At 37.8% G+C, this 22,005-nt stretch carries 23 protein-coding genes and 2 pseudogenes; 13 read left to right on the top strand and 12 right to left on the bottom strand.

All coding sequences use genetic code 11. The features are described 5' to 3' along the window. On the top strand, nucleotides 1-1,032 hold the full coding sequence (locus MS6x_RS03330; protein WP_482605349.1) for an AraC family transcriptional regulator: 1,032 nt from the start codon (nucleotides 1-3) through the stop codon (nucleotides 1,030-1,032). A gap of 270 nt (nucleotides 1,033-1,302) precedes the next feature. Continuing rightward, complete coding sequence (locus tag MS6x_RS03335; RefSeq protein WP_482605350.1) at nucleotides 1,303-1,902, top strand: DUF4136 domain-containing protein; 600 nt, start codon at nucleotides 1,303-1,305, stop codon at nucleotides 1,900-1,902. A 123-nt stretch (nucleotides 1,903-2,025) separates the two neighbouring features. On the opposite strand, the gene MS6x_RS03340 is transcribed toward MS6x_RS03335, so the two are convergent. From MS6x_RS03340 to MS6x_RS03350, 3 genes are all read right to left on the bottom strand, one after another. Continuing rightward, nucleotides 2,026-2,550: a DUF421 domain-containing protein gene (locus tag MS6x_RS03340; RefSeq protein ID WP_482605351.1), complete on the bottom strand. Its 525-nt coding sequence runs from the start codon at nucleotides 2,548-2,550 to the stop codon at nucleotides 2,026-2,028. 21 nt (nucleotides 2,551-2,571) lie between these two features. Next, nucleotides 2,572-2,901 (bottom strand): DUF3140 domain-containing protein, encoded by a 330-nt coding sequence (locus MS6x_RS03345; protein ID WP_482605352.1) that lies wholly within the window; start codon nucleotides 2,899-2,901, stop codon nucleotides 2,572-2,574. Nucleotides 2,902-2,978: 77 nt separating this feature from the next. After that, nucleotides 2,979-3,470, bottom strand: coding sequence for a Dps family protein (locus MS6x_RS03350; RefSeq protein WP_482605353.1), 492 nt, complete (start codon nucleotides 3,468-3,470; stop codon nucleotides 2,979-2,981). Nucleotides 3,471-3,652: 182 nt separating this feature from the next. Between MS6x_RS03350 and MS6x_RS03355 the strand changes: the two genes are divergently transcribed. Beyond that, the gene (locus tag MS6x_RS03355; RefSeq protein ID WP_482605354.1) at nucleotides 3,653-4,471 is read left to right on the top strand and encodes an SDR family oxidoreductase; all 819 of its coding nucleotides are present in this window, start codon (nucleotides 3,653-3,655) and stop codon (nucleotides 4,469-4,471) included. Nucleotides 4,472-4,837: 366 nt separating this feature from the next. Continuing rightward, nucleotides 4,838-5,230, top strand: coding sequence for a hypothetical protein (locus tag MS6x_RS03360; protein WP_482605355.1), 393 nt, complete (start codon nucleotides 4,838-4,840; stop codon nucleotides 5,228-5,230). A 303-nt stretch (nucleotides 5,231-5,533) separates the two neighbouring features. On the opposite strand, the gene MS6x_RS03365 is transcribed toward MS6x_RS03360, so the two are convergent. After that, entirely contained in the window at nucleotides 5,534-5,977 is a 444-nt protein-coding gene (locus tag MS6x_RS03365) for an arsenate reductase family protein (protein WP_482605356.1), read from the bottom strand. A gap of 144 nt (nucleotides 5,978-6,121) precedes the next feature. Between MS6x_RS03365 and cls the strand changes: the two genes are divergently transcribed. Together cls and MS6x_RS03375 are read left to right on the top strand one after the other, a co-directional pair. Then, nucleotides 6,122-7,543, top strand: a complete 1,422-nt coding sequence (gene cls / locus MS6x_RS03370) for a cardiolipin synthase (protein WP_482605357.1) — start codon at nucleotides 6,122-6,124, stop codon at nucleotides 7,541-7,543. 22 nt (nucleotides 7,544-7,565) lie between these two features. Continuing rightward, a complete protein-coding gene (locus MS6x_RS03375; RefSeq protein WP_482605358.1) occupies nucleotides 7,566-8,171 on the top strand; it encodes a hypothetical protein in 606 nt (201 codons plus the stop codon). Here the strand turns inward: MS6x_RS03375 and MS6x_RS03380 are convergent. The 5 genes from MS6x_RS03380 to MS6x_RS03400 form a co-directional block, all read right to left on the bottom strand. Further along, nucleotides 8,168-9,691 carry a GH3 family acyl-acid amido synthetase gene (locus MS6x_RS03380; RefSeq protein WP_482605359.1) on the bottom strand — a complete coding sequence of 508 codons (1,524 nt, stop codon included), beginning with the start codon at nucleotides 9,689-9,691 and terminating at the stop codon, nucleotides 8,168-8,170. The two genes, MS6x_RS03375 and MS6x_RS03380, sit on opposite strands and share 4 nt — an antisense overlap. Before the next feature lie 3 nt (nucleotides 9,692-9,694). Further along, the gene (locus MS6x_RS03385) at nucleotides 9,695-10,207 is read right to left on the bottom strand and encodes a pyridoxamine 5'-phosphate oxidase family protein (RefSeq protein WP_482605360.1); all 513 of its coding nucleotides are present in this window, start codon (nucleotides 10,205-10,207) and stop codon (nucleotides 9,695-9,697) included. Nucleotides 10,208-10,228: 21 nt separating this feature from the next. Next, nucleotides 10,229-10,549, bottom strand: coding sequence for a four-helix bundle copper-binding protein (locus tag MS6x_RS03390; RefSeq protein ID WP_482605361.1), 321 nt, complete (start codon nucleotides 10,547-10,549; stop codon nucleotides 10,229-10,231). Between the two features lie 27 nt (nucleotides 10,550-10,576). Next, the gene (locus MS6x_RS03395) at nucleotides 10,577-11,581 is read right to left on the bottom strand and encodes a 2-hydroxyacid dehydrogenase (RefSeq protein WP_482605362.1); all 1,005 of its coding nucleotides are present in this window, start codon (nucleotides 11,579-11,581) and stop codon (nucleotides 10,577-10,579) included. Nucleotides 11,582-11,759: 178 nt separating this feature from the next. Further along, nucleotides 11,760-12,323: a type 1 glutamine amidotransferase domain-containing protein gene (locus tag MS6x_RS03400; RefSeq protein WP_482605363.1), complete on the bottom strand. Its 564-nt coding sequence runs from the start codon at nucleotides 12,321-12,323 to the stop codon at nucleotides 11,760-11,762. Between the two features lie 424 nt (nucleotides 12,324-12,747). Between MS6x_RS03400 and MS6x_RS03405 the strand changes: the two are divergent. The 7 genes and pseudogenes from MS6x_RS03405 to MS6x_RS03435 all read left to right on the top strand — a co-directional run bounded on the left by MS6x_RS03405 (nucleotide 12,748) and on the right by MS6x_RS03435 (nucleotide 18,809). Beyond that, a pseudogene (locus MS6x_RS03405) lies at nucleotides 12,748-13,536 on the top strand (bacteriorhodopsin). A 132-nt stretch (nucleotides 13,537-13,668) separates the two neighbouring features. Beyond that, the gene (locus MS6x_RS03410; RefSeq protein WP_482605364.1) at nucleotides 13,669-14,301 is read left to right on the top strand and encodes a fasciclin domain-containing protein; all 633 of its coding nucleotides are present in this window, start codon (nucleotides 13,669-13,671) and stop codon (nucleotides 14,299-14,301) included. Between the two features lie 70 nt (nucleotides 14,302-14,371). Beyond that, nucleotides 14,372-14,515, top strand: coding sequence for a hypothetical protein (locus MS6x_RS03415; protein WP_482605365.1), 144 nt, complete (start codon nucleotides 14,372-14,374; stop codon nucleotides 14,513-14,515). Between the two features lie 349 nt (nucleotides 14,516-14,864). Then, the gene (locus MS6x_RS03420; RefSeq protein ID WP_482605366.1) at nucleotides 14,865-15,416 is read left to right on the top strand and encodes a DUF4136 domain-containing protein; all 552 of its coding nucleotides are present in this window, start codon (nucleotides 14,865-14,867) and stop codon (nucleotides 15,414-15,416) included. Nucleotides 15,417-16,053: 637 nt separating this feature from the next. Then, complete coding sequence (locus tag MS6x_RS03425) at nucleotides 16,054-17,031, top strand: TRAP transporter substrate-binding protein (RefSeq protein WP_482605367.1); 978 nt, start codon at nucleotides 16,054-16,056, stop codon at nucleotides 17,029-17,031. Nucleotides 17,032-17,051: 20 nt separating this feature from the next. After that, nucleotides 17,052-17,510, top strand: a complete 459-nt coding sequence (locus MS6x_RS03430) for a TRAP transporter small permease (protein WP_482605368.1) — start codon at nucleotides 17,052-17,054, stop codon at nucleotides 17,508-17,510. A 3-nt stretch (nucleotides 17,511-17,513) separates the two neighbouring features. Continuing rightward, nucleotides 17,514-18,809: a TRAP transporter large permease gene (locus MS6x_RS03435; RefSeq protein WP_482605369.1), complete on the top strand. Its 1,296-nt coding sequence runs from the start codon at nucleotides 17,514-17,516 to the stop codon at nucleotides 18,807-18,809. A 75-nt stretch (nucleotides 18,810-18,884) separates the two neighbouring features. Here the strand turns inward: MS6x_RS03435 and uxaC are convergent. The 3 genes and pseudogenes from uxaC to MS6x_RS03450 form a co-directional block, all read right to left on the bottom strand. After that, nucleotides 18,885-20,253 (bottom strand): annotated as a pseudogene (uxaC, locus tag MS6x_RS03440) (glucuronate isomerase). A 90-nt stretch (nucleotides 20,254-20,343) separates the two neighbouring features. Further along, complete coding sequence (locus MS6x_RS03445; protein WP_482605370.1) at nucleotides 20,344-21,492, bottom strand: alpha-hydroxy acid oxidase; 1,149 nt, start codon at nucleotides 21,490-21,492, stop codon at nucleotides 20,344-20,346. 164 nt (nucleotides 21,493-21,656) lie between these two features. Further along, nucleotides 21,657-21,941 (bottom strand): peptide methionine sulfoxide reductase, encoded by a 285-nt coding sequence (locus tag MS6x_RS03450; protein ID WP_482605371.1) that lies wholly within the window; start codon nucleotides 21,939-21,941, stop codon nucleotides 21,657-21,659. Nucleotides 21,942-22,005: the final 64 nt, after the last annotated feature.

The following is a 22,005-nucleotide window of genomic DNA, read 5'->3' on the forward strand; positions in this document are numbered from 1 at the left end:
ATGAAAATAGTAGAACTTAAAACAAATAATTTAGAGCACGCGTTTACACAACTCAAAGAGGATTTTGGAGGATTATTGAGCATGCATCATAAAGAATATCATTTAGAGATGGATAACGACCAAGTTATTGGAGAAATTTCAGGAATATCCGTTACTAATAGTATCTCATTTATAGAATATGATGTTGTGTTTAAAGAAGATACACTCATTGTAAGAAACACGCCGGTTACAAATCCAATTTACTTCTTGTACTGCGCCGAGGGGCAAATGAGTCATAGTTTTGGGTTAAACGGAAAAGCTAGATCGCTTAATCAATTTCAAACCGGAATATTTGCAAGTGACCCCAGCAAGGATACTTGTCTATTCTTCAGAAAAGACCAAGCGGTAAAACTTTCAAGCATTACGGTAAACACCCATGCCAGTGGCAATAGCGACAAAGATCTAAATCTTTTACAAAGGCAACTGCTTAAAACGTTCATGCCCAAAGAAGGAAAAGAAATATTTGCATATACAGGGTCGTACAATTTAAAACTTGCAGAAAAAATGAAACAATTAGAGAGCATAAAGCAAGAAGGTATTGTACGCCGACTACTTACAAAAGGAATTGTACTCATGGTACTAGCCTTAGAAATACAACAGCATAACGAGGATATTGAAAATTCAAAAAACAATTTTGGTTCCCTGAGTAGAAAGGAAATGGACACAATAAAAGAGCTTTCCAGCTTTATTAAAAATTATCCAGAGGTGAACTATAGTTTGGAATATTTAAGTAAAAAAGGAGGAATGTCTCCTGCGAAACTTCAAGAAGGGTTCAAGTTACTACACAATAGAACAGTATCGGACTTTATAAGAAATGTAAGAGTGGAAAAAGCAGAGCAACTCATTCGTACTACAGAACTTAATATCTCTGAAATAGTTTATACGGTAGGACTTACAAGTAGAAGTTACTTCTCAAAAATCTTTAAGCAAAAGTACAATTGTAGCCCAAAGTACTATCAAGATCACCAAAATACGGTAGCTGTAACAGCCTAATCATATAGTCTTAAAAATAGTGAACAACATCCGCCTTTTTAGGGCGGATTTCTTTTTTTGTCAAGCTATTTCAATGTCCACCAAAAAACATTCTCACAGCTAATTTTAATCAAGGTGTATAAACCGCTTATTTTTCATGTGCATAGGTCTCCATTTTTATTTAAATATCAACTTTAGCCTTTCATATCAGCAAAGAATAGCTGTTTTAAAGTCAATCAATACCCTCAATCATTTTTATTTTAAGGAAAATAGTAATTAAAAATAAAAGACATGAAAAAATTAACAACCAGTGTGTTGATACTACTGTCCCTATTATGGGCCGTAAGCTGTGGGCCAACACTCTCAACAACAAAGATGACAAACAATGATTTGGGGAATTACAAAACTTTTGCATACCTGCCCAACACAAACTTTGAGGTGCCGGACACTTTAGACGGCCAAAGAAGCAGAGTAGCCAAGTCTATTATCGATGCAATGGATGAAAACATGGAAGCTAAAGGGTATGAACTGGACAGAAAGAATCCAGATTTATTGGTGCTGTTAACCACTACCTATGATAAAGAGCGTATGCGAGATGTAGATGCAGTGTATGCGACCTATCCCTATAATACGCCCTATCCCGTAAGTCCATATTATGAAAACAACTACTATTGGGATTATGCTACCTATAGCGAATTTGTGGGTTATGATGTTGATTATTCCGATTATCAAGTGGGTACTTTGATCATAGATATAATCGACCGCAAGACAAAGAACAAACTTTGGACGGGAACGGCAGAACAGGCCATATATCAAATGAATACATCAGCGGCAGTAGCCGAATATGTTGATGACATTTTTGACGCGTATCCAGACGTTTCTACTAAGTAGTAAAATTTAGATTTAAGTTCATTTTAGAGTAAATTGCATTACACTATATAAAACAGCCATCTCATTTTGAGGTGGCTGTTTTATGATAATAGCCATTCTACATAGCCAATTGATTACTCTCGACTATTTATCCTGTACCCCTTTTACCAACCAACTTTCTACCTCTTGTTCCATGTCTCTTGTATGAAGTACGGCAATATCCCCGGTTGACTCAAACACTACGGCGCGCACTTGAGAAAGTTCCAGAACATTAGCCTCACGTAGTTTTGCCCTAAGATCAGATTCCGTTACCCTGGCTTTCTTTAAATTTTCATATAGTATGGTTTCTCCCTTCATGAGAAATAAAGGTTTGTTATCCGTTACGGCCGAAACTAAAGAATATCTTCTAAAATATGCTGTAGACAATTGCAATATATATAGTATGGCCAAACCAATAATACCATCCCAAAGACTTACCGATTTGGATAACACGGTAGTTGCAATGATAGAGCCCAACGCTACGGTTATGGCAAAATCGAAGCTGCTCATTTTTGAAAAACTTCGCTTTCCTCCTATCCTGGTAAATACTATAATTGCGATGTAACTCCCTACCGCTGTTAAACTTATGGCTAGTAGACTTTCAACCGAAAATTCGAACCATTTTTCCATCTGTATCATATTTTTTTTAGACTACTTACAGGGGTCATAACCCCAATTCATTAGACTGTAGCGCCAATTGGAGTTTCTAATATCATCCTTAGGTTTTTGCGCCTTATGACGATTAATATAACCAACTACTTTGTTCATATGCTCATAATCATCAGTAGATAAATCATCCTTGATTTTCTTTTTGATGGCGATAATTTTCTTTCCGCTTTTATGACCTATCGCTTCGCCATCACCACTATCTTGCCCAACGGACTTAGATTCATCTGTTTGCAACCATTCTTTCAGTGTTGCGGGAGCCATATTTACCGCATCTTTAAATTCTTGATAAATTTTTTCATTTGATTTTGACATCTTACTATTTTTAAATTAAAAACGGTAAGATTTGAATCTTACCGTTTGTTTCTCTTTTATGCTCTAAAACAGACTTTCTATTTAAAGGTCTTTACTGATGAACGTAGCATCCACGCCATTTGCTCGTGCATTTGCATAATCGCTGTAATGAAATCGGCTGTACCTTCATCGTTGTGCGCCTCCGCGTTGTCTCCAATATTTTTTCTAATAAACTTAATGATAGTCTGGTGGTCTTCAAGCAACACTGACATAAAACTAGCACTATCATTACGTTCAGGTCCATTTTCCTTTAACTCTGATAGCTCTAAAAACTGTTGCATACTGCCTGGGGCGTAAAACCCTAACATGCGAATACGCTCTGCTACTTCGTCAATCGTATTTTCTAATTTTCCATATTCTTCTTCAAAAAACACGTGCTTACTATGAAAATCTATGCCTTCTACGTTCCAATGTGCGTTACGATATTTAGTGTACATCACATATTCGTCTGCCAATAGCTGCTTTAACATTTCTACTACTGCTTCCCTATTATCTTTCTTAATTCCTATAGCTGTTTCTTTTATTTCCATTATATATTTTTAATTTATGATTATACTCCAATATACCAGTAAATAGCAAATTGATTTGACGCAAAAACGTATTTGATTATCTCAAAACAAATCTTGACCCGAACACTTAAAATCTGCTCCTTAAAAAGTAAATTCTTCAGTTAAGATTGACCATTCATGTAACTTACTTCAAAGTAAATGTTATGCAAAAACCAAATAAGAGACTTACAGACCAAACGTGTATCGTAACGGGTTCCAGTAATGGAATTGGTTCAGCCATTGCAAAGGCCATTGGCCAAGAAGGTGCGAATGTGGTTATAAATTATCACAGCGATAAAGAAGGAGCCGAGGAGACCGCAGACTGGATTTCTAAAAATTCGAATTGCGGTGATACTATGGTCCTCAAATGCGATGTGAGCAACGAAAACGATGTAAGCCAACTATTCTCTAAAACCATAGACCAATTTGGCACAGTAGACATTAGCATAGGAAACGCTGGAATGCAAAAGGATTTTCCGTTACATGAAATGAAACTACAAGACTGGCAGCAGGTTATCGATGTGAATTTAACGGGACAGTTTTTGGTAGCCAAAGCAGCAATCAAAGAATTTATGAAGCGGGGAATAAGACAGGAAGTGTCTAATTCACTTGGCAAAATTATACACATAAGCAGTGTTCATGAAATCATTCCTTGGGCCGGGCATGCAAATTATGCTAGCTCCAAAGGCGGACTCACGATGTTAATGCAAAGTATTTGTCAAGAATACGCCTCCAAAAAGATACGATGTAATAGTATTGCACCAGGTGCAATTAAAACCGAAATCAATAAAGATGTCTGGAGTACCGAGGAGGGAAGAAAAAAAATGCTAAAATTGATTCCTTACGGAAAAATTGGAGAACCAGAAGACATCGCTAGTGTGGCAAGCTGGTTGGCATCGGACGAATCAGAATACGTGAATGGTACTACTATTTTTGTGGACGGTGGAATGACCTGCTATCCTGGTTTTACGCAAGATGGATAAGGCACACCATCTCCTGAGGAAGAATTTGAAATATACCTAAAAAAACATCCAAATTACCTTAATAAAGTTGGAAAGCGATAATTAGAATAACGAGAGAGGAAAAAACCGGTTGCAACGACTGCACATGTAAAACTAAAGATTGCAAAATGACTATTTTACGTACCGCTTCAACCATAAACTGTTATAAGATTCGGGAATCCTTTACAACAATATTTAACACAAAAGCATAACTTTTTGTAGGAATTTTAACCAGCACTTACCCAATTTGTAATAAATTTGCACCGCTTAAAAACGAACTGGTTCAAAGAACTAAAATTGCCTTTATTATAAACGACGTTAAAATCCAGTTTAAAACTATTTCTAACAATGTTAGTATCTAAAATAAACCCAAAAGGAAACTTCAGCTGTTGGAGTCCTGCCATGTTAAAAGAAGTAAAAAAGAAGGCTTTCACCACCGAGATTGGGCAAGTTCTTTTTGAAGACCAAGAAGTAAAACTTTGGAAAATCGTGTTGGAACCGAATCAACGGCTACCCTTTAGAATACATAACAATACCTATAGCTGCAACTGCCTTACCGATGGTCTCTTGATATCCAGAAATGTGGATGGTGCGGTAGACCTTATACGCTTCGAAAGAGGGGAAACCTATTTTCGTGAATGCGATACGGAATATGTACATGATTTGGAAAATGTGGGTGAAAACACAGTTCGCATTACCATTGTAGAGGAAAAGGTTCAACCCTCCGAAATATTGATATGATGTGCCCTTTCAATGTTTAGTTAATATGATTATTGCTTCGCTTCAAAAAACTAGAATATAATTGCATTAGCTTTACTGGCATCAACTTTTGCTTTAATTCCAATAGGTGTAACATTAAAGTCAAAAAGTCATACGTAATATTCCTATTCTAGTTACCACTTCCTACTAAATCATTTCTAAAATACTTGTTTACACTTCGTGTTCAGTATATAAATGAAAAACTACAATCCTGGCAATAACCAAAAAACTACTCCGAACAAAGTTCAAAGTAGTTTCTTGTTTTTATAAAAAGATTTAAAAACCTTACTTGGGCGTATCTTTATCGGTAAATTGATCCCGTAACGGCTGTTTTTCCAAGCCTGCGCTATCCGGCTCTATAAATTTTTTAAAGGCTGCTGCACTTTCTATTTGCAAGTATTCCTTACCATAAATTACAATGGGATATTTCAGAAATTGAGGTTCATTTTCCAAAATTTTAAGCCAATGGTGCTCCTCCATAGATGGGGTATTTTTACCATGTTTTTTTATAAAATCCGGATGGTCGGTATGAATCAGTTCGGATAATTTTTTCCCTAATTCGCCAGCTAGTTCTACCCATTGTGTGCCGGTTACCGTATTTTTAGCAATATCCACGGCATGCAGCTTTTTCTCCGATGCGTTGGCATAGGCAAATGTCTGTTGCCCGATTGAAGTGTCCGAATGATAGTAAATTGTCAATTTTCTTTTATCTTTTGAAATCACGCCCATAGTTTTTTTAATTATACCGAAATATAGTCGTAATCATCTTTTAGCTTTAGCGTAATCAAATTCTTTTCTACTCCAAACAAGGCAGATTATATGCTATTGTGCATACAATCTCTATCTTAGGCATGAAACAACAATTAATTATCAATGAATACGCTCTTGTGGATTTTATATATAGGGATAACCTTGTGGAGCGTTGTCAGTATTATTTTACACGGTAGCCGCCCAACAAAATCACTTAGTTGGTTGTTGGCAGTGCTAGCATTACCTTTAGCCGGCCCAATACTCTATTACTTATTTGGGGTGAACCGTCGAAAATTTCGATTTTTTAGATTACGGGAAACAGAAAAACGAAAATCATTCGATGAGCAATACAGGGGCCTACATGATTTAGACCATAGGGTAAACTTTGATAATGTAAAAGAAGCAAAACTTGCCAAGCTTATTGAAAACAGCACTTTATTAGCTCCTTACAGGGGCAATGAGGTTACTATTCTCAACGGAGGCGAGGAGACTTTTGACAGTATTTTTGAAGCACTTGAAAAAGCAAAAAAATTCATTCATCTACAGTATTATATCTTTTCAAAAGGAGAACTTACAGAACGATTCTATCAACTATTTAAAAAGAAAATTTCCGAAGGGGTGGAAGTCCGATTGATATATGACTCTTTTGGCAGTTATTCGTTTAGAGGTAAATTCAAAAAAAAATTTAGTGAACTTGGGGTAAAGGTGTACCCTATGATGCCTATCCGGTTTGGAAACCTTCTGTTTACTCTCAATTATAGAAATCATAGAAAAATTATCATCATAGATGGACAAGTAGGTTTTACTGGAGGCGTCAACGTATCGGACAAATATATTAAGCCGATTTCCGACTTGGGCATATGGGAAGATTTACATACAAAACTTGAAGGGCCGGTAGTTAAAAGTCTACACCGAATTTTTGTAAAAGATTATCATTTTGCCAGTAAAGAAGAGCTCTTACTAACAAAAGACTATTTTCCGGAAATACCCTCTTCTGGAAGCCGTATTGTGCAAATAGTTGCGGCAGGACCCGACTCCAAACAACCGGCCATAATGCAGCAGTATATCGCTATGATCAACGCTGCCGAAAAGCTTATCTGTATCGCAAATCCCTACTTTATTCCAGGGAGAGCGGTAATACAAGCTTTGACAGTAGCTGCTTTGAGCGGTGTGGAAATACGATTATTGGTTCCTGAGGTTTCCGATTCTACAATGGCAAAATTTAGTATGTTCTCCAGGTTTGAACAGCTATTGGAAGTAGGGGTGAAAATATACCTAAGACCCGATTTTTCGCATAGTAAAATGATTATAATAGACGAAGAGATAGCCTCCATCGGTTCCGGTAATTTTGATTACCGCAGTTTTGAACATAATTTTGAAACCAATGCCCTGCTCTACGATACCGAACTAACGGCACAAGTGAAAGAAGAATTTGACGAAGTTTGTGCCAATTGTAAATGTATAGATTACGAGGACTTTAAAGAAAGATCCGTTTGGAAACGCCTACTAGAAGGTCTTGCCAAATTCTTTAGTCCCTTGTTATAAACTTAAATTAGAAAACAATAAAGTGAAACTTTTAATCCCCATTCTTCTTTTTATGAGCGTACAAAATATAAATGCACAGCATATTATTCCAGAAAGCATTAAAAAAGAAGCGCGTACCGCACTATCCTACTATCCCAACCTTGAGAACACGCAAATTGAATTTCGTTTCAAGGATAACATTCGTAAATCTACCATGTTGGCACAACCAGTTTTCTGGAGCTTATTCAAATCCCGGAAAAAAAGAAAATATCTGGTTCTATTGAGTAGGGATATTCAGATTTCCGGAAAAAAATTCAAAACTAAGGACGTAGACAGTGCTATTTTGATAGGGTGGCTGGGACACGAATTAGGGCATATTACAGATTATAAACATCGTAGCAGCCTTAATCTTATTTGGTTTGGAATAAAATATAGCCTTTCCGGCAGCTATATCAAAGAAGCAGAGCGCGCGGCTGATTCCTATGCGGTTGTAGCTGGAATGGAGGACTATATTCTCAAAACAAAACATTTTATTCTGAATAATGCCGAAATCGAAGAAACCTATAAAGACCGTATTAAAAAATATTATTTATCACCTGATGAAATTATGACCTTGGTCGAGGAGCGGGAAGCAAAAGCGCCAAACTAATTAGGATTTTGAACAAACTTCTCCCACTCCGCAAATCGCTCTTCGCCCATGACCCGCTCCATTTTTACCTGACCGCCTTTCTTTTTATTGCTACCGCTCCAATCATAAAAAACCGATGGTGTTACCGTATTGACTTTTACTCCTTCCAAAGCTTTTGAACGAGCTACCTTGTAATTTTTGTTGGCGTTCATTAGGAACTCGTCCAAAGCATCTGCCAATTTTTGCCCATCTATTTGTGTTTCTGTTCCTAAATACCAACAGTGATAGAAATCTTCACCTATTCGGTTGGCACAGAGCGTATATTCAGGAATTTCAATTTCGAATTTTGTTTCTAAATGTTGAACGGCGTCGTTTAATTTATTAACCGACAGTTGCGAACCAACTGTGTTTAAAAAGAACTTTGTACGACCGGTAATCTTAATTTCAGCACGTTCTAAATCCGTAAATTCAATAGTATCGCCAATAAGATAGCGCCAAGCTCCCGCTACAGTACTCATGACCAACACATAATCCTGCCCTAACACTACTTCTGAAATATTCAAGGATGGCGCTTCTTCGACCAAAGAACCATCCGATTTAATGTACTCGGGCTTAAAAGGAACAAATTCAAAATAAATGCCATTATCTGTCACCAATTTCATAGCATCGGTTTCCGGGCGCTGCTGAAAAGCGATAAAACCCTCGGAGGCCAGATAGGTATCTATTACGGTAATCGGTTTTCCTAGAAGGGCGTTAAAACTTTTTTCATAAGGCCCAAACGCGACACCGCCAGAAGTGTACACTTGTAGGTTAGGCCATATTTCGTGTATATTATTTAAACCATGATGGTCGATTACTTTTTGTAGCATCAATTCCATCCATGATGGAATACCGCTTAGTGCACCAATGTCCCAATCGGCCGCTTTCTCCGCAATATGTTGTACACGTTTGTCCCAATCATGAATTTGCGCTATCTCCTTACCAGGTTTGTAATAGTTTTGAAACCAAAAAGGGATATTACTGGCGCTAATACCACTAATTTCTCCTTCCAACGCATCATTATGTTCTTCTAAATCCGTTGAGCTTCCGAGCATCATGATTTCTTTTTCAAAAAAATCTGCGGGCAGGTCAAAATTCTTCAAAGCCAATACTTGTTGTATTCCCGCTTTACGAATAGCGGTAATCATAGCATTGGTTACGGGAATACGTTTACTAGTTTTACCGGTTGTGCCGGAACTTAAGGCAAAATAATCCGCCCTGCCCGGCCATGTAATATTTTCTTCACCTTTCTGTACCCTTCCCCACCATTTTTCTGTGATTTGGTTGTAATCAAAAAAAGGAACTTTTGAGCGAAAGTCCTTTTCCGTAGTATCGGATTCCAATACATCCTTAAATCCGTACAGTTTCCCAAACTCAGTATCCTGAGCCGTTTTCAAAAGGTCTTTCAGCACTGATTCTTGATTCTTTGCCGCATCAAAATCCGATGAGATTATATCTGAAGCATGAATTACACCCTTTATAATATTTCCTAAAATAGCCATAGCTTAATTCTTTTGTAAGTTGATAAATCCTTTTTCTCCCATGTGCGAGCGGTCGTCCGTGTTGACTGCTTTTGCCAAATGGTATAGGGATACGAGTTTACTTTTATCACTATCCCAATAAAAAGCGCTCTCCATATTTACAATTAATAAAGCTAGATTAGGATCCTCCTTCTCATTGAACCAAGCGCGAATCATGGGATTCCAAAGTTGGTCTATTTTATGATTGTCTACAATATGTGTAGCATTGCCATAAATAGAAAGATAACATTGATCCTTCTCGTTAGACATGATTAATTGTACTCTATTATCTTTTTCGATTTCCTTAAAATGGTCACTATTCTTAGGTGTAAAAAACCACAAATCGCCCTGTTCATCGAATTCTTGAAGGGTCATTGGACATACGGAAAATGGAGTTTTTTTCAAATTGGTGGCCATCATAAATACTCGTGTAGTCCCTAACAATACTCGAATCTTGTGAAGTCCTTCTTTGTTTTTTATATAGTTTGTCTGTTCCATATTTATCTATTTTTTTTATTTTTAGGCTGCATGTTTTCTGCACTCTTTTGCACAAGCCAAGCAAGAAGCAGCACATATTTTACAATGTTCGTGTTCGTGTTCACTGCATTGCTGCGCACACCATTCGCATATTTCTGCACAAAGCCTAGAGTATTCAGGTGCAAATTTACTGTCCGCAATCATAAACTTTATGGCCGCCAAACAGGCTTCTATACATTGTATACAGCATTGTGGACATTCGTTCAAACTTTCTTTGCCCGCCATTTGAACTAGGCAATTTTGACAATCTATAAAACATTCTTGACATGCTTTTATACAACTTTCATAATTTACCATCATCATTTAATATTTTTTTAGGCTGAAAATATCTCAGCTCTCGTTCGTATGTTTTACTTCATTCTTCAGCGTATTCCCATTCTCGAACGCATCAATATTCTGCATCGTTGTTTCCGCAATTTCTTGTAGCGCCGTTTCCGTAAGGAAGGCCTGATGTGCAGTTATGACCACATTTTTAAAAGTCAACAGGCGGGCAAAAAGGTCGTCCTTGAAAACTTCGTTGGAATGGTTTTCGTAAAAGAAACCTTCCTCACGTTCATAGACATCCATACCAAATCCACCTATTTTTTCCGACTTTAGGGCATCTACTACCGACTTGGTATCTAATAATTTACCCCTACCGGCATTGATTAAGATTACCCCTTCCTTCATTTTTTTAATTGAATCGGCATTTATAATATGTTCCGTTTTGTTATTTAGGGGAAGGTTCAAGGAAATAATATCGGACTGAGATAACAAGGTATTTAGGTCAACATATTTCACACCATCCAATTCGGCTAAATCAACATTTTGTTTTGCATCATAAGCTAAAATCTTACATCCAAAGCCCAGTAAAATTCGAGTTAACCGATATCCAATATTTCCTGTACCCATAATGCCAATTGTCTTTGTGCTCAATTCGGAGCCAACCAATCCATTGAGTGAAAAATCGTAGTTGCGAATGCGCTCGTAGGAAGGAATTAGCTTGCGAGAAATTGCCAATAGTAAGGCAATACAATGCTCTGCAATGGCATTGGGAGAATACCCGGGAACGTTGGTCACCGAAATACCATGTTGGGCAGCAGTTTTTAAATCGATATGGTTAAAGCCGGCCGAGCGCGTGGTTATAAATTTTATACCATATTCGCTTAATTCATTTACTATTTCTTTTGAAACATCGTCAGAAGAAAATACAGCTATCGCTTCGCAGCCTTTTGAACGTTTTACCGATTTCCCATTTAATTTTTCTGAAATAAACTGCAACTTATTTTTATTTGCATTAGCTGTTTTCAAAAAAGGAACTTCAAAATCATGGGCGCTGTATACTGCTATCTTCAAAAGGATAAAATTTATAATTAAATGTAAAAATGCCAAGAAAACAAACAATGCCGTAACCCAAATGGTGGAATTATTAATGCGAACAAACCTATTTATAAACTAAAAAACCGACAGAACAACAAGTGCTCCATCGGTTTCCAACACTAACCAATGTCATGGAAAACCATGACTCCATCAACTATGCGTTTACTTTTTGTTCCTTATGTTCGCCTTCCCGCGTTTCTTCAATCACCTTTGAAATAAAAGCAGGCAAATCGTCAGGATTTCTACTGGTTACCAAACCTTGGTCTACAACTACTTCTTCATCTACCCAATGGGCACCGGCATTGATAACATCGTCTTTAATACTAGGGTATGACGTTACCCTTCTATTTTCGATAACGTTAGCACTTATCAATAACCAGGGTGCATGACATATAGCGGCTACTGGTTTACCACTTTTAAAAAATGCCCTTATAAATTCAAGAGCGTCGTCATGCGTGCGCAACAGATCAGGGTTTGCAACGCCACCGGGGAGTACCAAGGAATGATAATCGCTTTCTTTGGTGTTTTTTACCAATTTATCTACTGGAATAGATTCTCCCCAATTACCACCGTCCCAACTTTTAATTTCGCCTTCCTTAACAGAAATGATATGAACCTCCGCACCCTCTTCTTTAAGTGAATGCAAAGGCTGAAATAACTCTGATTTTTCAAAGCCATCTGTGGCTAAAATCGCTATTTTTTTATTCTGTAATTTCATTTTATATATTTTTTTGAATTGTTAAACAATTATACAATAGGGAATATTCCTATCGTTGTCGGTAAAACTAAATAGTACCTTACAAGCATGTGTGCTGTATCAAAATGAATGTGAACTGTTTTGATATCGGTTTATCCTCCAATTATAATTAGGCTTGCTACCACTTAAAGTTCAAAGCAATGGGCTCCATATTTATATTGAAAAAGCTAAAGTTTTTAAACCTGCTTTTAGCGTAGCAACTTAAAAGATTAGTTAAGCAAACTGACTTTTGCAAAAGCGTTAAGATATTTAGCTATAAAGCAAAGGGATTATTTTGAATCTGATAATTTGGAAAAAATCTAAATAAAAATTCTAAATTATGATGAGAAAATTGATTAACGCAAATTTTGAAAATTATATTGGGTCTTCAGAAGGGTATTCAGAAATGGCTTATCAGCTTGTATCCCATACACTTACCCTAGGGTACGCCGTAATGCTGGCAGGATTGCTTTATTTTATACTGACCCTTAAAACAGTTTCGCCAAAATACAGAATGTCCAATATCCTCTCTGGAGTGGTAATGGTATCTGCTTTTTTGTTATTGTACGCTCAAGCTGGCAATTGGACCACTGCATTTACGTTTGACCCCGAAACAGGACGATACTTTTTACAACCTGGAGAAGACTTATTCAACAATGGATATAGATATTTAAATTAGTTAATCGATGTACCTATGTTGCTGTTCCAAATTTTATTTGTGGTTACGCTAACGAAATCAAGTTTTACTTCAATTAGAAATCAATTTTGGTTCTCCGGAGGACTAATGATTATAACGGGATATATTGGTCAATTTTACGAAGTATCCAATCCTCTAAAATTCTTTATTTGGGGAGCTATTTCAACAGCATTTTTTATTCATGTGCTTTTGGTAATGAAAAAAGTAATTAATGAAGGAAAAGAGAACATACCCGGAAAGGCACAAAAGACCTTAAATCATATTTGGATTTTATTCTTAATATCCTGGTTCCTATATCCCGGGGCTTACTTAATGCCGCATTTATTAGGTTTGGAAGGTGCATTTTATAATGAAGCAGGCGTAGTTGGCAGGCAAATGACTTATACGGTTGCGGATATTAGTTCCAAGGTCATCTATGGTGTACTATTAGGTAATGTAGCAACTATCTTGAGTAAATCTGAAGGATATTCAAGTATAAATGAAATTACGTCCGTTTAAACGAACTCATTACCGTCCCATCTAGTTTTATTGATTGATTTAATTACGCTTAGAAAGACATTAGAGCAAAGATTTGAATGTTTTACGACACTCTATCAGGAGCTTTTTAAATAATTTAAGAAAAAGCAAATTATGATAACAAACAAAATGAATAAAAACCTTAACAAATTTTGGCTTACTGTAGCAAGCATTCTAGTATTGCTAGTGATAGCTTGTGGGGATAGTAAAAAGAATAACGCAGCGCAATCTATTGCGGATAAAACACCAATTGTGGAAGAGGAACTTTCAAACTTACCTCCGGATATGACATTGAACGATGCAATATCGATGGTAGAAGTCTTACGAAGAAATACAGATTTTGATACGTTTTATAAAGCACTCAAATCTGCGCAAATGATACAACAAGTAGACAATTTAGAGTCCTTCACCATTTTTGCGCCCACAAATCTAGCTTTTAACCGAATTACAGAAACGAAGCTGTCACATTTAAAAACGCCGGAAGGCAAGAAAGAAATGCAACATATTTTGGGCTATCATTTGGTTGAAGATGAGTACGATTACGAGACTTTACTTACCACAGCTCGGTTAAACGAAAACGTTTTACGTTTAAAGACTTTAAATGGTGGGTACATTGCGTTAATTGTGGAAAACGATAAGTTGTTTATAACGGATGAAACAGGATTTCAGTCCGAAATTACGGAACCAGATCAAGAAGCAGAAAATGGCGTTGTACACGGTATCAATGCACTACTGTTAGCACAGTAAATTTTAAAAATAAATAATATTAACATCCATAAATCTTCGAATTTTGGGAGTAGGATAAAAAACAAAAAACATGGGAATAATTGAAGATAAACGAAAATTTAAAAGAAAAGTAGAACAAAGTAATCCTACCAATCCTACCGGAAATACGAATATTGACACCAATAAATTTGATATTGATGAAGATACCATTAAGGATCAGCAGAATAAGAAGTAAGGAGGCTGCCTAGTTCATTATCAAAAACCCTACGAGAAACTCGTGGGGTTTTTGATAATTAATTGGTCACTTCTAATCAAACACACATAGGAAAACCATAGATATAATCTGGCTATCGGTGTTCGGACTAGCGCTACTTCCCTCCTGCTCAAAAAAGTGAGCGGTCAAATAGAATTTTTACAATACCAAGGAAAGAATATTACCCAAATTTATAGTGATTGTGCTCAATTCTCAGTAGTGTTCATATGACGTATGTCATATAAGTAAAATTCAAAAACAATTATTTTTGTGAATAAACAAGACAAATGCGGGGTAAAAAAAGGTATCAACTAATGCGAAACATTTAACTATGAAAAAAATAATAACTATACTGGTAATTGCCATGCTATGGAATTCCTGTTCTTCTGCTAAGGTATTAAGCGATATTGACCAAGAAGCAAATTTTAACGACTACAAAACCTACTCTTGGTCCGAGGTGGATGAGCCTCTGAATACTGATTATCCACAATATGATAATACTTTGAACAGGAAAAGATGGAAAAATGCCATTGATGTGGCTATGCAACGGGAAGGTTTTACATTAGTGCCCAGTAATGCTGATTTACAATTGGATTATCACATACAATTTGAACACAATTCAGTAATAGACCACGGCACCTATAACGAACGGGAGGGTGATTATATACGACTAGAACCAACATCCGTTTATGAATATGACGAAGGTATTTTTACTATTCACATGATCGACCTTAAAAGCAAACAATTAGTTTGGCAGGGAGTTATAACCAAGGTTTTGGACATTACGCAAATCGATAAGGTCGATTCCAGTATAAAGCAAGCCGTCAACCGTTTGTTTGAAAAATTACGTTCTCAGATTAAAACGGAAAAGAACATGGATTAATACAACTGTGGATTATATCTTTATTGGAACTGAAGGTTCATCTACCTTGTGTGAAATTTTTGTTGGCAGTAACGCGCTAAAACTTATTAACCATATTCACAATTGTCATATACTCTTGGTACCCAGAAAATTTCAATACACAAACCTTCACGAAATTGTATTCGCTACCAATTTTAAGCATACCTATTTAGATATGCAGCTTACGCCACTCCTAACTAACCCAAAACCTGATGAAACCACTTTGAAGGTAGCTCATATCAAATCCCAAGAAATCTCAAGCAATACGCAAAAATCGGACAAATAATTACTAAAATCTGCGCTCAAAGGAACCCAGCATCAATTCTTCGCTGTGGACATGAGCGATACAGTTGCAGGTTCGCACTATGAGGTTAAAAAAGAGAATAAAATATGGATATGATGGCCGTTTTAAAAACGAAACATGGCTTATTTCAACAGCTAACCCTCGAAAACATTGAGTAAAATATAACTTATTGGACCTAAATGCATTTATTGGTATTGCCTCATAATGCTTAATTGAAAGCTAGTATAGTAAAATATATAGTGTATTTTTAGGATGTAGGTTCAAAGCCCTACCTATAACAATCTCGTAAGTTTTGGATAGTCCTAAAAGTAAAAAATGAACTTCAGGAACCTTTTTATCTTAATATTCATCCACGCGCTTTACCATTCATGTACAAACGCAGAAGAGTCAAAAATACTTAGGCTGGGTCATGGGTTGGATGTAAACCACTCCGTACATAAGGCCATGGTAAAAATGGGCGAAGATTTGGCCCGACTCTCCGATGGAAAATTAAAAGTGATCATCTATCCCAGTCAGCAACTGGGAACAGAAAGGCAATGCCTGGAGCTACTGCAAATTGGCAGTTTGGACATGACCAAGGTTTCCGTTGGCGTATTGGAAAACTTTGCCCCAAAAATGAAGGTTTTGGGGCTTCCCTTTTTATTCAGGGACAGGGAACATTCCTTTAGAGTTTTGGACGGTCCATTAGGCCAGGACCTGTTGAACGGAGGAGAAAAATACTGGCTCAAAGGTTTGGGTTACTATGACGCCGGAAGCCGAAGTTTTTATACGGTAAACAAACCCGTAAATTCACCCGAAGACCTGATAGGGCAAAAAATCCGCGTCATGGAAAGTGTTACGGCAATGGATATGGTAAGCGGCCTTGGCGGTTCCCCTACCCCAATATCTTGGGGCGAATTATATACCGCTTTACAGCAAGGTGTTGTAGACGGTGCAGAAAACAATCCACCAAGTTTTTACCTTTCCAGACATTATGAGGTGGCTAAATATTATACGCTTGATGAACATACCGTATTACCGGATGCCTTATTAATTGGAACCCATTCATGGGAAAAGCTTTCAGGAGAAGAACAGGGCTGGCTAAAAACAGCTGTCGATAACTCAATACTCTATCAGCGTAAACTTTGGCTTGCAGCCGAAAACGATGCCTTAGTGGCCGTCAAAAAGGCAGGTGTTGAAGTTATCTATCCGGATAAGGCCCTCTTTGCCGATAAAATCCAGGATTACTTTGATAAATACAAGGAAGACGCAGAATTTTATCAAATGATTAAAGATATACAAGCTATCGAATAGACCAACCAAAAGAGCAGCAAATGAGCCTAAGAGGGAGAGTTGACAAACTATTGGCCAATTTCTTGGTTATTTTAATGACAGCTATGGTATTAAACGTACTTTGGCAAGTGACTAGCAGGTTTTTATTGGGGTCGCCCAGTTCGTTTACAGATGAGTTGGCGCGCTATCTTATGATTTGGGTCGGAATCTTAGGTGCGGCATATGTAGCCGGACAAAATAGGCACGTAGCGATAGACGTACTACCAAGACGACTACCCCCGAAAACACAAAAAAAGCTAGCACTTTTCGTTCGGGTTTTCATAATCCTTTTCGCCTTGGGCGCTTTGGTTGTTGGCGGTCTGCGCCTTGTCTACATAACCCATGTATTAGATCAGAATTCCCCGGCATTACAAGTTCCCTTATCAGTAGTTTATGCCGTAATTCCTATCAGCGGGCTTCTCATTATCTATTACAAAATTACCGATATCCTTAAAGACTAACCAATGGAATACATTCCAATATTTGTTCTTGTATTCAGTTTTATTTGCCTTTTGGCCATAGGTACACCAGTGGCTTGGAGTATTGCCATTTCGTCCCTGCTAACCCTGTTGGTAAGCATTCCAATTTTACCAGCGGTGACAACCGTATCTCAGCGAATAGGAACGGGACTGGACAGTTTCGCGCTGCTGGCCATTCCCCTTTTTATATTGTCAGGAGAATTGATGAATAAAGGTGGTATCGCACACCGGCTCATCGCATTTGCAAAAACATTGGTAGGTGCATTTCCAGGAGGCTTGGCATTGATCAATATTATTTCGGCCATGCTTATGGGTGCGATTGCAGGTTCCGCAATGGCAGCCGCATCGGCCATGGGAAGTATTCTAGGCCCTGAGATGGAGAAAGAAGGCTACTCTCGCGAATTTGGTGCCGCGGTAAATATAACGGCAGCCACTACAGGTCTTGTTATTCCACCAAGTAATGTACTCATTGTATATTCTTTGGCTAGCGGAGGCGCATCTATCGCAGCGTTGTTTTTGGCAGGCTACATTCCCGGTATTCTAACGGGTCTTTTTTTAATGATTGTAGCCTCTTTTTGGGCAAAGAAGAAAGGCTATAAAGTGGGTAAGCGCAGTACATTTAAAGAAATTTTAAAAACCTTTATTGCTGCGGTTCCTAGTTTGTTCATGCTCGTGCTAGTAATTGGTGGTATCGTTACCGGTATTTTCACTGCCACAGAGGCATCTGCTATCGCAGTACTTTACAGTTTTATATTAGGGCTGGTCTATCGTGAAATCTCCATTCCAAAAATGCCACAGATACTTTTGGATTCTGCGGCTACAACAGCTGTTGTGATGCTGCTGATCGGTGCATCTATGAGTATGTCATGGGCACTGAGCTATGAAAATATGCCCCAAGAAATAAGTGCCGCACTTTTGGCATTAAGCGATAACCCCATCATTATTCTTTTGATAATAAACCTACTGTTACTCTTTGTAGGTGTTTTTATGGATATGACTCCCGCCGTACTCATTTTCACACCGATATTTCTACCTGTAGTTACGGCATTAGGATTAGATCCAGTTCATTTTGGAATCATCATGGTACTAAATCTTTGTATAGGGCTGTGTACACCTCCTGTGGGATCGGTACTTTTTGTTGGTGTAGGAATAGCCAAAACTTCAATTGAAAAAGTGGTAAAACCCTTATTACCCTTATTTATCGCTATGATTTTTGCACTGTTTTTAGTTACTTATTTTCCTGAATTAAGCCTTTGGCTGCCTAGACAATTCGGTTTATAATTATTGGATAACTACTGTTCAAGGGTTGAATGTTTAAGGGTTGTATTAGAGGCTAAACACTTAAAATAAAACCTCCTAAAGCCCAAAATATTCTTTCGCATTATGGTAAGAAATATCGCTGACCATCTTACCCAGCCATTTTTCATCAACTGGTAGGTCTCCCTTGGCTACATCGTTACCAATAAGGTTACATAAAATACGTCTAAAATACTCATGCCTCGGAAAATAAAGGAAACTCCGTGAATCTGTCAACATCCCTACAAAACAACTCAACAGTCACATATTGGAAAGGGTATTCATCTGTTTTTCCATCCCGTCTTTTTGGTCCAAATACCACCAACCCGAGCCAAATTGCACCTTTCCTTTTATACTGCCGTCATTTAAGTTCCCTGCCATAGTAGCGAATACTTCGTTATCTGCAGGATTTAGGTTATATAATACCGTTTTCGCCAATTGATCCGTGCTGTCCAAATCATTTAAAAAACGGCTCAAAGCTCTTGCTTGTTAAAAATTGCCTTTGGTCAATAATCGTTTGTTGTTGTTCCGCAAAGCTCCTATGAAACTGCTGTGCCCAGCCCCTTTTATGGTATTCCCTAGAAAGGAACAATAAAGTTCTAGCCTTAAAAAAAGCAACTTCCTCATTGGCAAGTGTTTGACCTCCCTTTATTTTAGTAAAAATAGTATTGCAGTTATGAGCGGAAGTGTCAAAGTAATACAGCTGTTCCAGACCGTGATCTGCTAATCGCCCTCCGTGTTCATGAAAAAAATCGATGCGCTGCTCCAAAGCGGAACAAAGTTCATCATAACTGTCGATACTACTATTGACGACCGATTCCAGTTTTTTGAGATAATCGTTGTAACTCGCAGCATCTTCCACCGCAAACGCCTTATCTGGTCTAAAGGTGGGATATACCTTTGGGCTTTTCCTCAGTTTTTGTATCATGGCGTGATGTTCCAATCTATCCGATGAATCATCTCGGTTGTACAAACATAATCTACTTTCTAAGCTTGTAAAAGTCCGATGGTATGGTGCGAAGTCAATTTAAGTTTCTCCGAGGTATGCTCATAGATGGCTTCTGCATTCGCTGGCGATAGAAGTTGTTCATCGATGTCAAAATAGCGTTGCAGCTCCAAATGTGTCCAATGGTACAATGGATTCCTTATCGTCTACAGTTTTCGCCCACTTCAAAAACTTTTTCTTGTCAGATGCCTTCCCGGCAATATAATCTTCAGGAATACCCAAAGTGCGCATCGCACGCCATTTTTAATGATCTCCTGCCAACCAAACCTGACTGATATTCTCGAACACTCTATTCGTCACAATATCCTCTGGGGACAAATGATTGTGGTAATCTATGATAGGCAGGTCCTTTGCATAGTCATGGCACAGTTTCTTGGCAAATTCTTCCTGTAGAAGGAAATCTGCTGTGATAAATGACTTCATCCGTTTGTTTTATTACTATGATTTTTTATTTATTCCGAAGTTTCCAAAGCTACTTTTAAATTCCATTTAACTCTGCATAGTCAACACATCTTACCGAATCAAATGCTTTGGTAAATCGGCTACCCGTTCACAACATAACTGATCCATGACCTGTTTAAATTGTGCCTTTAGCATGCTTATGGTGTGGTCTCCTCCTTGCTTGCCCAAGGCACCGCATCCGTATAGGAAGGAACGGCCCATAAAAGTAAATTTTGCTCCTGTAGCCATGGCACGGGCAATGTCCGGTCCGGAACGCAATCCGCTATCCATCATAATTTCAATATGATCACTGTATTTCGCAGTTAGTTCAGAAAGTGAATTTATGGTGGACTGAGCAGCATCCAATTGTCTGCCTCCATGGTTGGAAACGACAATACCGTCAAAACCCATTCGTATGGCATCTTGTGCATCCTGTTCGGAAGCTACTCCCTTAAGCACTAATTTCCCTTTCCATTTGTCCCGGATAGGTTTTATACGCGCCTCGTTCAAACGACCGGAAAAAGTCTTATCCATAAACTGACCCAACTGTTTTAAGTTTAAACCATCTGGAGTATATGGTTTTAAGGTTTCAAAGGTAGGCTGGCCATATTTAAGGGAGTTATAGGCCCAAGTGGGTTTACTCATAATCTGAAGAATATTGGCAATAGACATTTTTGGTGGCAGGGCTAATCCGTTGCGAATGTCCCTTGGGCGGTAACCGAAGGTAGGCACATCACAGAGAAGCACAAGTACAGGGCATTGGGCAGCTGCGGCCCTTTTTATAATATCATCCCGAAGGGAATCTTCGGCAGGGTTATACAATTGAAACCACGCATTACCCTCTGTAAGTTCGCTGGCACGCTCAATATTCATGGTAGTCACCGTACTCAAGATAAAAGGTATATTATGTTTATAGGCAGATTTTGCCAATATTTCTGGAGAATTGGGCCACATCAACCCTTGTAATCCGACTGGAGCAATACCAAACGGAGCATCGAACTCCATCCCCATAACGCTGGTCTTGGTTGAACTTATTCCTTGATTCCTCAAATACCTTGGCCTTAATTGTACCTCCCTTAGTTCTGATGTGTTTCTAGAAATGCTCACATCCTCGTTGCATCCACCGTCCAGATATTCAAAGGCAAACTTTGGGATACGCCGCATGGCCTTTTTTCTTAAATCGTCCATGGACGGATAATCGGGATTAAATTCCTTGGTCATGTAACAACACTTATTTAAAGGAAAAGGTACGTGTTTTTTGAGAAAAAAATTGAAAAGAATTCTGGCTACGGTCCTTACCAACTACAAAGACAACTATTTTATAAGGTACAAAAACAGCATAAGTACTTATCTTACTTCTCCCGAAAATTACGGTATTGCTGTATTTATGTTTTACTATGACAAGATTTTAAGACTACACTTTTTAAGAACTCCACCACCTTTTCTTTGGGCATTTCACAAGGTTTCAAAAAGTGCCTCTCCTTTGTAATATAGTAATTAAGACTTATGAAATTGGTGCCACCCAACTCATCGCCATAAATTTTATAAGATTTGCCCGAATTAAACGTAGTTTTAGTTATTCCGTAGGTCTTTTTCAGATAGGTGCCCTCAGAATAGCCTTCAGGGATATTTTCAATATAGTTCAATACTTTATGCAGTAGGGGTTCCATTATTTAATTTCTAAGGTTTTGACTTACTACATTAAACTTTTTTCAACTTAAAAAGGAACATAGA

It is taken from the genome of Maribacter sp. MS6, from assembly GCF_056839185.1.

What these genes read in the sequence shown, in the direction of transcription:
- MS6x_RS03330 (WP_482605349.1), top strand. Translation starts at nt 1, where the DNA reads ATGAAAATAGTAGAACTTAAAACAAATAATTTAGAGCACGCGTTTACA.
- MS6x_RS03335 (WP_482605350.1), top strand. Translation starts at nt 1,303, where the DNA reads ATGAAAAAATTAACAACCAGTGTGTTGATACTACTGTCCCTATTATGG.
- MS6x_RS03340 (WP_482605351.1), bottom strand. Translation starts at nt 2,550, where the DNA reads ATGGAAAAATGGTTCGAATTTTCGGTTGAAAGTCTACTAGCCATAAGT.
- MS6x_RS03345 (WP_482605352.1), bottom strand. Translation starts at nt 2,901, where the DNA reads ATGTCAAAATCAAATGAAAAAATTTATCAAGAATTTAAAGATGCGGTA.
- MS6x_RS03350 (WP_482605353.1), bottom strand. Translation starts at nt 3,470, where the DNA reads ATGGAAATAAAAGAAACAGCTATAGGAATTAAGAAAGATAATAGGGAA.
- MS6x_RS03355 (WP_482605354.1), top strand. Translation starts at nt 3,653, where the DNA reads ATGCAAAAACCAAATAAGAGACTTACAGACCAAACGTGTATCGTAACG.
- MS6x_RS03360 (WP_482605355.1), top strand. Translation starts at nt 4,838, where the DNA reads ATGTTAGTATCTAAAATAAACCCAAAAGGAAACTTCAGCTGTTGGAGT.
- MS6x_RS03365 (WP_482605356.1), bottom strand. Translation starts at nt 5,977, where the DNA reads ATGGGCGTGATTTCAAAAGATAAAAGAAAATTGACAATTTACTATCAT.
- cls (WP_482605357.1), top strand. Translation starts at nt 6,122, where the DNA reads ATGAATACGCTCTTGTGGATTTTATATATAGGGATAACCTTGTGGAGC.
- MS6x_RS03380 (WP_482605359.1), bottom strand. Translation starts at nt 9,691, where the DNA reads ATGGCTATTTTAGGAAATATTATAAAGGGTGTAATTCATGCTTCAGAT.
- MS6x_RS03385 (WP_482605360.1), bottom strand. Translation starts at nt 10,207, where the DNA reads ATGGAACAGACAAACTATATAAAAAACAAAGAAGGACTTCACAAGATT.
- MS6x_RS03390 (WP_482605361.1), bottom strand. Translation starts at nt 10,549, where the DNA reads ATGATGATGGTAAATTATGAAAGTTGTATAAAAGCATGTCAAGAATGT.
- MS6x_RS03400 (WP_482605363.1), bottom strand. Translation starts at nt 12,323, where the DNA reads ATGAAATTACAGAATAAAAAAATAGCGATTTTAGCCACAGATGGCTTT.
- MS6x_RS03410 (WP_482605364.1), top strand. Translation starts at nt 13,669, where the DNA reads ATGATAACAAACAAAATGAATAAAAACCTTAACAAATTTTGGCTTACT.
- MS6x_RS03415 (WP_482605365.1), top strand. Translation starts at nt 14,372, where the DNA reads ATGGGAATAATTGAAGATAAACGAAAATTTAAAAGAAAAGTAGAACAA.
- MS6x_RS03420 (WP_482605366.1), top strand. Translation starts at nt 14,865, where the DNA reads ATGAAAAAAATAATAACTATACTGGTAATTGCCATGCTATGGAATTCC.
- MS6x_RS03425 (WP_482605367.1), top strand. Translation starts at nt 16,054, where the DNA reads ATGAACTTCAGGAACCTTTTTATCTTAATATTCATCCACGCGCTTTAC.
- MS6x_RS03430 (WP_482605368.1), top strand. Translation starts at nt 17,052, where the DNA reads ATGAGCCTAAGAGGGAGAGTTGACAAACTATTGGCCAATTTCTTGGTT.
- MS6x_RS03435 (WP_482605369.1), top strand. Translation starts at nt 17,514, where the DNA reads ATGGAATACATTCCAATATTTGTTCTTGTATTCAGTTTTATTTGCCTT.
- MS6x_RS03445 (WP_482605370.1), bottom strand. Translation starts at nt 21,492, where the DNA reads ATGACCAAGGAATTTAATCCCGATTATCCGTCCATGGACGATTTAAGA.
- MS6x_RS03450 (WP_482605371.1), bottom strand. Translation starts at nt 21,941, where the DNA reads ATGGAACCCCTACTGCATAAAGTATTGAACTATATTGAAAATATCCCT.